Source organism: Dissulfurispira sp. (genome assembly GCF_036745535.1).
Taxonomy (GTDB): Bacteria; Nitrospirota; Thermodesulfovibrionia; order Thermodesulfovibrionales; family Dissulfurispiraceae; genus Dissulfurispira.
Map to the genome: position 1 here is coordinate 1 of NZ_DAIOFX010000003.1, position 12,092 is coordinate 12,092.

Below are 12,092 nucleotides of genomic sequence, written 5' to 3' on the forward strand. Positions count from 1 at the left end.
TGTATCCGTCATCTACGACATTGGATACTTGATGGATGATGCATTTATTATCTTTACATATACACTTGAACCAACACTTTTTAAAATCTTTGAGCAGTGCCTGACATATATAAAATCACTTAACTTAGGTTTCTATGCTGGAACAGGTATATCTTCTATCAAGGCCCTTATAATCTCCTTCTTGTTTAGGTTTTTGTATTCTTCCTTAAACATGACCCTGTGAGGTATCGTATATTCAGCAAGCTCCTTTATGTCTTCGGGTATTACAAAGTCCCTTCCGTGAAAATAGGCATTTGTCTTTGCAGTGTACGTCAGCGCCAATGCCCCTCTTGTCGATAGCCCTGCATTGAGATGCTTGCTGCTCCTTGTTGCCTCGATTATTTTCAGGGCGTAATCCAGTATCCTGTCGGAGATGTATGTATTGCCCCTTATGTCTCCCTGTATCTGCAAGACCTCATCTCTATTCATTATGGGTTCGATGGAATACAGTTCTTCCCTTTTGCTTCCTCCACGCAATATCTCCCTTTCCGAATCGCTCGAAGGATACCCGATGCTTATCTTCATTATGAACCTGTCGAGCTGAGATTCAGGCAGAGGAAATGTCCCGAAATGCTCCACAGGGTTCTGTGTTGCTATGACAAAGAAGGGCTTTGGGAGCTTGTATGTTCTTCCTTCTATGGTGACCTGCTCTTCTTCCATTGCCTCGAGCAGGGCACTCTGGGTTTTTGGCGTTGCCCTGTTTATCTCGTCAACAAGGACAATGTTATTGAAAATAGGCCCTGGATGGAACTCAAACTCCCCGGTGGTTTTACTGTATATGGATAAGCCTGTGATGTCTGTTGGCAGCAAATCGCTTGTGCATTGAATCCTGCCGAAGCTAAGTCCGAGTGCCTTTGCAATACCGATGGCAAGTGTCGTCTTTCCAAGCCCGGGCAGATCTTCTATCAGGAGATGTCCTTTTGAGAAAAAGGCTGCGAGGGAGAGCTTCAATGCCCTCGTCTTTCCCTGAAGGTATTTCGATAAAGACTCAATTATGTAATCGATCCTGTCGCTTCTGATTTCCATACTTACCCGAATATCTTCCCCGGATTCATTATTCTCCTCGGATCAAATATCCCTTTGATGCCTTTCATTAATTCAAGCTCTTTTTCTTTTATCTCCATGCCGATGTAAGGCGCTTTTGTAATGCCTATGCCGTGCTCTCCTGAAATCGAGCCGCCGAGCTTAAGTGTTATCTCGAAAATCCTCTTTACGGTCTCCATGCCTTTTGCATATTCCTCTTTGTTGTCCCTATCCACCATCACATTCACATGGATGTTGCCGTCGCCTGCGTGGCCGAAGCTGATGATTTTTATTCCGCTCTCTTCTGAAATCCTCTGCAGATCAGTGAGTATTAATGGAATCTTATCCCTTGGCACGACAATATCTTCATTTATCTTTGTTGGCTTGATGTGATAAAGGGCAGGGGATATTGACCTCCTTGCCTCCCAGAGCCTTTCCCTTGCCATGTCATCTTCGGCAACTGTAGCCTCTCCACCGAGGGAATGGCATATATCAACTATCCGTTCTACCTCTTTTTTAATTGTTGCAGGGTATCCATCAAGTTCTATAAGAAGCAGTGCATCAACATCTGTAGGAAGCCCTGTTGGTTTGTAGTTTTCTATGGCCTCCATGGCAAGCCTGTCCATGAATTCCATTGTCCTCGGTATTATCTTTGACGAGATGATTTTTGAGACTGCTGTTCCTGATGCCTCAAGATTCTTAAAAAGAAGAAGGAGCGTCATTATGTCTTCAGGAAGGGGCAGCATCTTCAGTCTTATCCTCGTGGAAATGGCAAGGGTTCCTTCAGAGCCTATAAGAAGATTTTTTAGGTCATAACCCACAGCCTTTTTATATGTCCTGCCGCCTGCATTTATAACACTTCCGTCAGAAAGGACTGCCTCGATTCCCATCACATAATCCCGTGTAACGCCGTATTTTAAAGCCCTCGGGCCTCCTGCATTTGTCGCCACATTGCCTCCGATGGTGCATATATTGAGGCTTGCAGGGTCCGGTGGATAAAAATAGCCAAGGTATTCCAGCTCTTTCTGTAGCCTTCCGTTTACTATGCCGGGCTCGACAACTACGGTCATGTTTTTGGTGTCAACATCGAGTATCTTCCGCATTTTTTCAAAGCTTAGTACAATGCAATTCTCTGATGGTATTGATGCGCCTGCCATGCCTGTGCCTGCGCCACGAGGTATAATGGAAAGGTTATTTTCATTTGCATATTTTACAAGCCTTATTACTTCATCGGTATTTTTCGGCCATGCAACAGCCTGTGGAAGTGCCGATTCTGCGATGGACGCATCAAAGCTGTAGCATATAAGGTCTTCTTTATCGGTGGAGATTTGAATGCCGGAAAGCGGAGAATTTTTCATATGGAATTATACTACATTGTTCGGCTGCTCTGTAAATTTTAAGACAGGATGAAAAATAATTCCCAAATCAGTGATAAGCGGGATTTGCTTTATGGCGCGAGCACAATCGTATGCTTATCGCTGAATTGTGGAATTATAAAGATTGATCTAAAACCCTTTAGTGTGGTTGTCTGAATCTTAGAGCCTTTATCCTTTTTTTTCTTGCCTCTCTTTGTTTCCGTTTCTCTTTTTCGGAAGGTTTTTCATAGAAACTTCTTTTTTTAATTTCCTTGAAAAGTCCTTCTTTCTGGATCTGGCGTTTTAGTGCCTTGAGCGCTTTTTCGATATCATTGCCATAGACTTTTATATCCAAAAATAGTTTATCTCCGTCCTCTTCCAGGCCCCCTGCCTCCGCCAAAACCGCCTCTCCTTTTTTCAAAACCACCGCGCCTTTCTCTGGGCTGCTGCGGCTTTGCTTCAGCAACAGAAAGCGTCCTTTCCATAAATACCGAACCGTTAAGGGCTGCTATTGCCTTCTGGGCATCTTCCTCTGATGCCATTTCAACAAAGCCAAATCCTTTAGGCCGGCCTGTATGCGGATCGGTTATTATATTGACCGATTCCACTTCCCCTTGTTTTAAGAAGAGTTCCCTGATGTCATCCGTTGTTGCCTTAAACGAGATGTTGCCTACATAGATCTTTTTGCTCATAGTCTTTCCCCTTTTCTTTGATGAAATAGAAAATCCCCGGAGCTTTTAAAGTCTCCGGGGATCCCTAACTTTAAAAAAGCTATCTATAGTATAGGATAAAATTATCTTTTTGTAAAATGTTTATTTATAGCAAGTACCAGATAGGTATAGCAAGTGTGTTTTAGATGGTATAATCTAAAAAGAGACGAAGTTCGTGGAGCAGTACAACATACTAATTACTTGAAGATTACAGTGGTGTCAAAGCAGGGGGGGACTGTTGTGAGAAAAAGGATAATTTTCATAGGCTGTTTGTTGGCCTCTATTTTCATGTCAGGATGTCTTTTTACAGAGGTGGATCACGCCCTTTTTGCCAAGCACTACATTGACCAGTCGAAAAATTACGATATGGGCATCACAGAGGCTCGAAACGCTATCGCGATGAACCCCTCATATGCACCTAGATGGTACTGGCTCGGTGTAGCTCAATTTTATAAGAAGCAGTACGACGAGGCGATTCCGGCATTTAAAAAAGTGATCGACCTCAGGCAGACAGGTCCCCAGCTCCAATCAAGCTACGACTTTTTAGGGTGGGCATATTTCTACAAGGGCGATTATGCTGAAGCTATAATGAACTTTAACAGGTCACTGGAATTGGAGCCGAGGGATCAGGAATCCCTCCGTGGCAGGGGATGGTCTTACTTCAATACAGGTAAGAATGAAGAGGCGGTAAGGGATTTTAATAGGGCGCTTGAATATATAAAATCAGATAATACACTCTCTTTGCAGGATGCCCTGAGAGGGAGGGACAAGGCTTACAGCTTGAATCGGAACCACGACGAGGCAATACATGATTTTAACAGATTGCTCGAAATCAATCCGAAGGAAGGAGACGCCCTTAATTGGAAGGGTTGGACTCAGTATCGGAAGGGTAATTTTAACGAAGCCGTCGGTGATTTTAACAGGGCTACGGAACATATACCACAGGATAACAAGTCTCTCCTCTTTGATAACATTCGGGGAAAGGCATTCTCGTATCTCGGTCTTGGTGACAGCGAGACAGCCATAAACCTTATTAATAAGGCTAAAGAGATATTTAATTATGACGCAAGGTATGACCTCTCGGCCATGTACTACGCAATTGGAGACAAAGAGAAGGCATGGGAATACAGGGGTGGAATGGGAATGGTTGGAGTGGATACGAGGGATTATAACAAAGGAGAGGTCATCGGGGTAGAAGTTGTGGGCACATTCTCAGGAGGACCGGCTGAAAGGGCAGGGATTTTGAAAGGATATGTGATCGTTAAATTAAATGACATGGATATTACAGATGATATGGATTTTTTTTAGAAAGGTAGTGGCATTAATTCCAGGGACAACTGCAAAGATAAGGATATTAAGGGAAGGGACTGTGAGGGAATCGGTGGTTGAGGTAGCATATGCCGAGGCGAGGATGGAGTCAGACCTTATAGCACCAATCATCGCAAAAAGAGGGGGGAAAGCCGAAACAGCAGTTTATATGCCTTCTTCTGAACTGCCAGCAAAAACTCCTCAGGATGCAAAATTCCCCTCACCTCGTCCCGACACCTTTGCCATAGTAATCGGCATAGACTACAAGAACAGACAGGACATACCCAATCTGAACTACGCATCAACAGATGCGAAAAAGATATACAGCATACTCACCGACCCAAGATACGGAGGAGTCCCCAAAGAGAATGCAGTATTACTATTGAATGAAAAAGCCACAAGGAACGAAATGATATCAGCATTAAGGACAGGAACAGCAGCCACAGATCACGGGAAGTGCAGACTTTGCAGTAACGAGGAACTGGGAGAGGGCGAAGGTAATGGACATAGAGATAGCGAGGAATAAATTAAAGGCAGCATTTGAGAAAGGATACATCACGGCAGAACAATTGAGCAAGGCAATGGATGAACTAAAGACCCGGAAACGCTCGAAGACGCTCGATGCATTCCTTGAAGGAAAGATAGATGAAAGAAAATTCGGGGAGTTGTATTGGGAATCAATTCAGATTTGCTGCTTCGGTGAATTGTAGCGAGATTGCCTTTGACACACCCGGCTCTTCCATTGTAATGCCGTAGAGATAATCCGCAACCTCCATAGTTGTCCTGTTATGAGTAATAACGATAAACTGCGTCTCTTTGGAAAGCTCCTTTATCATCTGAGCGAATCGAACAGTGTTGGATTCGTCCAGTGGTGCGTCTGCCTCGTCGAGGACGCAGAGGGGACTCGGCTTTATCAAGAATCCTGCAAACAAAAGGGATAGGGAGGTCAATGCCTTTTCCCCGCCTGAAAGCAGATTGATGTTCTGGAGCTTCTTGCCCGGTGGTTGGGCTATTATGTCCAGGCCTGATTCGAGAATATTCTCTTCATCTGTAAGAATGATGTCCGCCCTTCCTCCTCCGAAAAGGGTAGTGAAGACCTCAGTGAATTTCGTCCTTAATGAATCATAAGCCTCTCGGAGTTTTCGTCTCGTTGTTGTGTTTATCCTGCTTATTGCCTCTTCTAGTTCGGCAATGGACATGGTCAGGTCCTGCTGCTGTTTTGTCAGGAAGTCGTAGCGGTTTTTGAGTTCTTCGTATTCTTCGATAGTGCCTAAGTTTACAGGCCCGAGTTCCCGTATTTTGGTGTTGAGCTCATCGATTTTATTTTCATCTTCTGCTGCATCAAACCCTTCTATCTCTATCACCTCGGTCTTTATATCGAGCCCGTATTTCTGGTTTATGGATGTTTCGATATTCTCTATCCTGAGCCTGTTTTCCACAGTCTTTGAATTAAGGTCGGAAAGCTGCTGGGATATCTCGTCTATCTGCGCCCTGATATTTCTGAGGATATTGCCCTTTGAGACTATTTCCTGATTTTCCAAGCTAATCGTATCCCTTAACTTTGTCCGCTCGACCTGCATGTTGTCGACATCCATGACTATTGATTTTATTTCCTCTTCGAGTTTCTGGAGTTCTGCGGTCGATTCTTTTATCTTTTCATCTGCATCCTGAATTTCCTTTATTGCCTGTTCCTTTTTATTTTCAAACTCTCCGATGGCATCACTGATTGCATCCCTTTCCCTTCTGAGTGCATCTATTTTTTCCCTGTATGAGGTCATAGAGAGCTTTAATTCGGTGAGGTGGGACCGGGCATCTTCGTAATCTCCTTTTATAGTCGAAAGTGATTCCTGCAGTGCTGCTATGCTGTTGTTGACTTCGTTAAGCTCGCCTTCGAGCCAGCCGATTTCCTCTGCTTTGGACTGCAGAATACTATCCAGAGAGCCCATTTCCTGAGAGATAGTCGTTATTTCAGTATTCAGGAAGGAGAGCCTCCTTGTCTTCCTATCCATTTCCTCCTGATGACTTTTCATGGAGTGTTCTATAAGTGATAGCTGTTTTTCTGTCTCGTTGATCGAATCCCTGGTATTCTTTAGAGATTCTTTTTTGTTTGTTAGATCATTGTTGCGAGAGTCGAGCATTGCCTCCATGTTTTTTATTCTAAGCTGCTGCTCATCGATTGTCTGTTGGAGTTCTTTTATCTCTCTTTTCCTTTTCAGGATATCCTTCCCGTGTCCTGCAAACAACCACCCGTCGCTGGTTATAATCTCCCCATCGAGGGTAACGAGATGAACAGGATGGGTGAATGGGCGAATGGGCGAATGGGTGAAAAGGATTCCCATAGCAGTTTGTAAGTCTTTTACTATATAGGTAGTGTCTGTTATGCCAAATACCTTTTCCTTGACTTCGTTATCCTCGAATGTTGCAAAGTCTGATGCCTTGCCAATAATGTTGTCATGAGTAATATTTGCTGTCGTCTGTCCTTTGTCCTCTGTCGTCTGACTTCTGTTGTCGTCTGTCCTCTGTCCTCTGTATAATATGGCTGTCCTTCCAAGATTCTTCTCTTTGACAATATCGATTACCGAGATGGCGTCTTCGATATTATCTATTATCAGGGCATTGATTTTTTCTGAAAGGGCAGCCTCGATGGCCATTTCATAATCCTTATTTGCATTAATGATATCGGACAGGACCCTGTATCCACGTCCTTCGGATACGAAGTCCGCGATGGATCTGTCCACGATTAATTCCTTTAATGAATTGAGCCTGGATATATTGGAGGCAAGGCCTTCTCTCTCCTGAGAAAGGAGCGTCTTTTTGTTTTCAATATCATCCTTTAACTGAGTTATCTCCGAGGTTATTGCGTCTTCTTCGGATTTAAGCCTCAGGATATCGTCTGTTTTTATCTTTATGGATTCTTCGGCTTCTCTAATGGCCTTTTCCAGTTCGTCCATACCTGCTTTTATGGTCTCCATATCCTTGAGGGCAACCGATTCCCGGTATTTCAGGTTCTCGAGTGAGGACTGGAGTTTGTGGAACTCATTCTTTTTATTGCTGAGATTTTCGGATACCTTGAAGAGCTCTTTTCTTTGATTTTCAAGCTCGGATTCCTTGTCTGTAATCTTAGTCTCGATTTCCGCTATCCAGTCCTTCTTTTCGTTCAACTCCATGGATATGTTTTCTATGCTGGACAGCAGTGCGTTTTCTGTGTCGTCGAGTTCTGAAATCTTTCCTAAGAGCTCTTCTTTTTTATTCTTTATTTCTTCCTGCTGATTGGTAAGCCTGATGATATCCTCTTTTTTATTTTCGATGCTTGCTTTTAGCACCGCTATGTGTTTTTCGTAGTCCGATATAGACCGTTCTTTCTCGCGCAGGTTGTTTTCGAGTTCTGTCAGGACATTCTCTTTTTCTGCAAGCTCAAGGCGTTTGGTTTCCATGAGGTTTTCTAAGGTGGAGAGTTCGCTCCTCTGAGAGGCATCTATTTCCCTCAGTTTTTCGATCTCTGATAATATCTCGCTCAGAATCGTGCTGAGCCTTGCGTACTCTCTCTTTGCCGTTCTTAGTTCCACCTCTTTTAGTTCGCCTATCAATCTTTTGTATCGCTCGGCCTTTTTTACCTGCCTGTCGAGGCTGTTTATCTGGCGTTTTACTTCATATACAATGTCGTTTATCCTCTGCAAGTTCTGTTTTGATGATTCGAGCTTTGAAAGGGCCTCTGCCTTTCTGACCTTGTATTTCATTACCCCGGCTACCTCTTCTATAAGGAACCGCCTTTCATGGGGCTTGGTATTGATGATCTCTCCTATCCTGCCCTGGTCGAGTATGGAGTAGCTTTTTACATCGAGCCCTGTGTCGAGGAATATATCCTTTATATCTTTAAGCCTGCACTGTTTCTTGTTTAATAGGTATTCGCTTTCACCGGACCTGTACAGTCTTCTGGCAACATAAATTTCATCAGCGCCTTCATCGGGTGAGCCGTTACCGTTTTTAGCATCGCTTTTCTGTGAGATAATCAACGTAACCTCGGCCATTCCCTTCTGCTTCTTTGTGGCTGACCCCTGGAATATGACCTCTTCCATTTTTTCGCCGCGCAGGCTCTTTGCGCTCTGCTCCCCGAGCACCCACCTGAAGGCATCTACCACGTTGCTCTTCCCGCAGCCATTGGGGCCTACGATGCAGGTAATGCCGCTGTGGAGGGGGAGCAGTGTCTTGTCAGCAAAGGATTTGAACCCGATAAGCTCGATCTGTTTGATTTTCATAATGCCCTTCATTCTACGCAGTAGACACCAAAACGGTCAAGTTAAAGTTTAAAATAAAGCTAATATGATAATAAATTTTTTTTATTTGACGATTCCTGTATTTCTATATTAGCCTGTAATGCCTTTTTTGGTGAATTCTTAAGCCTTTAAAATCAAATAAAGAGGAGGATTTTATGCCAAAGAAGTATGAGACTCCCCTGTTGGACGAGCTGGAAAAAGGCCCATTCCCAAGCTTCGTAACAGAGATCAAGAAAGCAGCAGCAAAGAGCGACATGGCTGCCGACGAGCTTGGGCAGCTTGAGAAGTCCTATAGGGACAAGCGCGGTTACTGGAAGCACGGCGGCATCGTTGGTGTCAGGGGGTACGGAAGCGGTGTTATCGGAAGGTATTCATCCCTTCCCGAGGAATTCCCCAATGTTGCAAACTTCCATACCCTCAGAATTAACTCCATTGCAGGATTTTTCTACACATCCAAATTCCTGAATGAGATGTGCGACATATGGGACAAGTATGGAAGCGGTCTCACAAACCTCCATGGTTCTACCGGAGACCTTATTCTCCTCGGAACAAACACAGAAAACCTCGAGCCTGTCTTCGCCGAATTCTCATCCCGCGGATGGGACCTCGGAGGCTCCGGTTCTGCTTTGAGGACACCGAGCTGCTGCGTCGGTCCGGCAAGGTGCGAGTGGTCAAACATCGATACCCTCGACATTACATACAGTATTACACAGGAGTGGCAGGACGAAATGCACAGGCCTGCATTCCCTTATAAATTCAAATTCAAGACAGCAGGATGCGCAGTTGACTGCATTGCATCAATTGCCCGTGCAGACTGCTCTATTATCGGCACATGGAAAGGCAATATAGCAGTTGATCAGGCCGAGGTTGCCAACTATCAAAAGAAGGGCATGAATATCAAGGAAGAGATAGTGGATATGTGCCCCAGCAAGTGCATGAGCTATGACGGTAAAGAACTGAAGATAAACGATGCAGACTGCGTAAGGTGCATGCACTGTATTGCAAAGATGACAAAGGCATTAAAGCCGACCGGTGAGAAGGGTGCAACAATCCTCATCGGCAGCAAGGCGCCGTTCGTTATCGGTGCAACACTCTCATGGGTAATCGTTCCATTCATGAAGATGGAGCCGCCATATGATGAGTTCAAAAACCTTATCAGGAAGATGTGGGAGTTCTGGGATGAGCACGGAAAGAACAGGGAAAGGATTGGCGAGCTTATCATCAGAAAGGGCATGAGGGAGTTCCTCGAGTTCATCGGCGTTGAGCCCCAGCCTCAGCAGGTTAAAGAGCCGAGAAGAGACCCATTCTTCTTCTGGAAAGAAGCAGATTTGCAGAAGTAAACATTAAAAAAATTTAAATATAAGGAGGAAAGTTATGGCATTACCACAGAGAAGAACAGATATAGGCCCGCCTCATTATAAGGATTTTTTACCTCCGGTAATCCAGAAAAACTATGGAGACTGGAAGTATCACGAAGTTGTCAATGCCGGTGTTATGGTCCATGTTGCAAACAGCGGCGATAAGATCTGGTCTGTGAGAGTAGCATCCCCAAGGCTTCTCAGCACAGATACCATAAGGGATATGGCTGCCATTGCCGAAAAATACTGTGGAGGCTATATCAGATTTACAACAAGAAACAATGTGGAGTTCCTTGTATCTGACGAGAAGAACCTTGAGCCGTTACAGAAAGAGCTTAGAGACAAAAAATACATGATAGGCGGTATCGGAAACAGGATAAGCAACATCGTCCATACGCAGGGATGGATACACTGCCATTCCGCAGCATCCGATGCATCGGGTCTTGTCAAGGCATTAATGGATGAATTTGCCGACTATTTCACAACAAAGGAAACCCCTAACAAGGTGAGGATGGCAGTTGCATGCTGCGTGAACATGTGCGGTGCCGTTCACTGCTCTGATATAGCTGTCGTTGCTGTCCACAGAAAAGTGCCGACCATCGATCATGATAAGGTAAAGAATATGTGCGAGGTGCCATCAACAATTGCTGCCTGCCCGACAGGCGCAATAAGCCCTGAACCTTCGAAGAAAAGCGTGAAGATCAATGCAGACAAATGCATGTACTGCGGCAACTGCTTTACAGTATGTCCTCCTATCGAAATTCATGACCCGGAGTTTGACGGCGTAGCAATCGTGGTAGGCGGCAAAGTAGGAAACCTCAGGAGCAATCCCAAGTTCTCCAAGCTTGCTATTCCTTTTATCAAGAATAATCCTCCGAGGTGGCCTGAAGTTACTGCAGCAGTGAGGAAGATCCTCGATGCCTATGTTGCCGATGCAAAGAAGCATGAGAGGGTCGGCGAATGGATAGAAAGAATAGGCTGGGAGAAGTTTTTCAAGGTTACAGGATTGCCATTCACATTCCAGCATATCGATGACTTCGTAATTGCAAGGGAGACATTCAGAACAGCAGCAACATTTAAGTGGTAAGTGTTATACGATAGAGATGCCAGCAGGAGGCATGCATGCTTCCTGCTGGAAAATATTAACCGCTAAACTGCTAAGGAGAGGGGTGCGAGATGGAAAAGGAAGAAGTAAAGAAAAAGATTTATGAGTTGGTGGAAAAGTCCACGGGCAAGAAAAAGCTCAAACCAAGCGACATCCAGAAGACCATTTCAGCAGAGGCCGGTATCTCGAGGGATGAAGTCAAGGATGCATTGAAGGATCTCATTGACGAAGGCAGGCTTATCTATACATACTTTGGCGGTAGCTTTGTAGAGATCCCCCCAAAATAAACAGACTTTAAATTTAAATATATTTGTCTTAGACAAGGCAGTCCACCGAAAAAGCGGCAGACTGCCTTTTTGTTTTCATGGATCTCTGTTGTAACAAACAGAAACAAAATCCGGTATAATTAAAACAAAGCAAAGCTTTTTGTTAATGTTATTGAATAATGGATTAAAATGAAGCCTTTAAATGTTGTAAATACGGTATTAAGAACAAAGCTGATAGTAGCAATTATATTGCTTCTGGTGCTTATAGCCTCATCGAGTGTTGTATTTTTTCTATTATTACACCGACAGCGAACTCGGAAAAACCTATGCCCAGAAGGTATTCATGCTTCCCCAATTTAAGGCAATAATCATAAGTAACAGCCTGTATATCTACGCCTTATTTGCACTCGTCGCAACCTTAGGAATAGCTGCAATCGTCATTCTGCACACGCATCGGGTTGTAGGTCCGCTTATAAGAATGGAGAGGCTTATGGAGAAGATGTCGATGGGTGATTTTGAAGAGGCAGTGAGGTTTAGAAAAATGGATGCAGTTCATCCCCTTGCCGATGCACTGCAAAATGTAGAAATAAAGTATAAGGAGAGATATTCTGTTATAAGGGAGTCAATACATGCGATGCATAAAGATTCGATCGA

General features: G+C 44.2%; 12 protein-coding genes. 7 read left to right on the forward strand and 5 right to left on the reverse strand.

All coding sequences use genetic code 11. From position 1 onward, the window contains the following. Positions 1-132: 132 nt before the first annotated feature. The 4 genes from V7L97_RS01290 to V7L97_RS01305 all read right to left on the reverse strand — a co-directional run bounded on the left by V7L97_RS01290 (position 133) and on the right by V7L97_RS01305 (position 3,109). Positions 133-1,065 carry an AAA family ATPase gene (locus V7L97_RS01290; protein ID WP_333652586.1) on the reverse strand — a complete coding sequence of 311 codons (933 nt, stop codon included), beginning with the start codon at positions 1,063-1,065 and terminating at the stop codon, positions 133-135. 2 nt (positions 1,066-1,067) lie between these two features. Then, the gene (locus V7L97_RS01295; RefSeq protein WP_333652589.1) at positions 1,068-2,420 is read right to left on the reverse strand and encodes an FAD-binding oxidoreductase; all 1,353 of its coding nucleotides are present in this window, start codon (positions 2,418-2,420) and stop codon (positions 1,068-1,070) included. 157 nt (positions 2,421-2,577) lie between these two features. Continuing rightward, complete coding sequence (gene rpsU / locus V7L97_RS01300) at positions 2,578-2,772, reverse strand: 30S ribosomal protein S21 (protein WP_442891717.1); 195 nt, start codon at positions 2,770-2,772, stop codon at positions 2,578-2,580. A 7-nt stretch (positions 2,773-2,779) separates the two neighbouring features. Continuing rightward, the gene (locus tag V7L97_RS01305) at positions 2,780-3,109 is read right to left on the reverse strand and encodes an RNA recognition motif domain-containing protein (protein ID WP_333652594.1); all 330 of its coding nucleotides are present in this window, start codon (positions 3,107-3,109) and stop codon (positions 2,780-2,782) included. A gap of 258 nt (positions 3,110-3,367) precedes the next feature. On the opposite strand from V7L97_RS01305, the gene V7L97_RS01310 reads away from it, so the two are divergent. From V7L97_RS01310 to V7L97_RS01320, 3 genes are read left to right on the forward strand one after another with little or no spacing between them, the layout of a single operon-like run. Then, positions 3,368-4,435, forward strand: a complete 1,068-nt coding sequence (locus tag V7L97_RS01310) for a tetratricopeptide repeat protein (protein WP_333652596.1) — start codon at positions 3,368-3,370, stop codon at positions 4,433-4,435. After that, complete coding sequence (locus tag V7L97_RS01315; protein ID WP_333652599.1) at positions 4,416-4,961, forward strand: hypothetical protein; 546 nt, start codon at positions 4,416-4,418, stop codon at positions 4,959-4,961. Before V7L97_RS01310 ends, V7L97_RS01315 begins: the two co-directional genes overlap by 20 nt. Beyond that, positions 4,936-5,145: a hypothetical protein gene (locus V7L97_RS01320; RefSeq protein WP_333652601.1), complete on the forward strand. Its 210-nt coding sequence runs from the start codon at positions 4,936-4,938 to the stop codon at positions 5,143-5,145. Before V7L97_RS01315 ends, V7L97_RS01320 begins: the two co-directional genes overlap by 26 nt. On the opposite strand, the gene smc is transcribed toward V7L97_RS01320, so the two are convergent. Next, entirely contained in the window at positions 5,113-8,691 is a 3,579-nt protein-coding gene (smc, locus tag V7L97_RS01325; protein ID WP_333652603.1) for a chromosome segregation protein SMC, read from the reverse strand. The two genes, V7L97_RS01320 and smc, sit on opposite strands and share 33 nt — an antisense overlap. A 173-nt stretch (positions 8,692-8,864) precedes the next feature. On the opposite strand from smc, the gene dsrA reads away from it, so the two are divergent. The 4 genes from dsrA to V7L97_RS01345 form a co-directional block, all read left to right on the forward strand. Further along, positions 8,865-10,049 carry a dissimilatory-type sulfite reductase subunit alpha gene (gene dsrA, locus V7L97_RS01330; RefSeq protein ID WP_333652605.1) on the forward strand — a complete coding sequence of 395 codons (1,185 nt, stop codon included), beginning with the start codon at positions 8,865-8,867 and terminating at the stop codon, positions 10,047-10,049. 34 nt (positions 10,050-10,083) lie between these two features. Next, positions 10,084-11,154, forward strand: a complete 1,071-nt coding sequence (dsrB, locus tag V7L97_RS01335) for a dissimilatory-type sulfite reductase subunit beta (RefSeq protein WP_333652608.1) — start codon at positions 10,084-10,086, stop codon at positions 11,152-11,154. An 89-nt stretch (positions 11,155-11,243) separates the two neighbouring features. Next, positions 11,244-11,459: a hypothetical protein gene (locus tag V7L97_RS01340; RefSeq protein ID WP_333652611.1), complete on the forward strand. Its 216-nt coding sequence runs from the start codon at positions 11,244-11,246 to the stop codon at positions 11,457-11,459. A gap of 256 nt (positions 11,460-11,715) precedes the next feature. Beyond that, a partial coding sequence (locus tag V7L97_RS01345) for a hypothetical protein (protein ID WP_333652613.1) occupies positions 11,716-12,092 on the forward strand: 377 nt, incomplete at its 3' end.

What these genes read in the sequence shown, in the direction of transcription:
- dsrA (WP_333652605.1), top strand. Translation starts at nt 8,865, where the DNA reads ATGCCAAAGAAGTATGAGACTCCCCTGTTGGACGAGCTGGAAAAAGGC.
- V7L97_RS01295 (WP_333652589.1), bottom strand. Translation starts at nt 2,420, where the DNA reads ATGAAAAATTCTCCGCTTTCCGGCATTCAAATCTCCACCGATAAAGAA.
- dsrB (WP_333652608.1), top strand. Translation starts at nt 10,084, where the DNA reads ATGGCATTACCACAGAGAAGAACAGATATAGGCCCGCCTCATTATAAG.
- V7L97_RS01320 (WP_333652601.1), top strand. Translation starts at nt 4,936, where the DNA reads ATGGACATAGAGATAGCGAGGAATAAATTAAAGGCAGCATTTGAGAAA.
- V7L97_RS01340 (WP_333652611.1), top strand. Translation starts at nt 11,244, where the DNA reads ATGGAAAAGGAAGAAGTAAAGAAAAAGATTTATGAGTTGGTGGAAAAG.
- V7L97_RS01315 (WP_333652599.1), top strand. Translation starts at nt 4,416, where the DNA reads ATGATATGGATTTTTTTTAGAAAGGTAGTGGCATTAATTCCAGGGACA.
- smc (WP_333652603.1), bottom strand. Translation starts at nt 8,691, where the DNA reads ATGAAAATCAAACAGATCGAGCTTATCGGGTTCAAATCCTTTGCTGAC.
- V7L97_RS01305 (WP_333652594.1), bottom strand. Translation starts at nt 3,109, where the DNA reads ATGAGCAAAAAGATCTATGTAGGCAACATCTCGTTTAAGGCAACAACG.
- V7L97_RS01290 (WP_333652586.1), bottom strand. Translation starts at nt 1,065, where the DNA reads ATGGAAATCAGAAGCGACAGGATCGATTACATAATTGAGTCTTTATCG.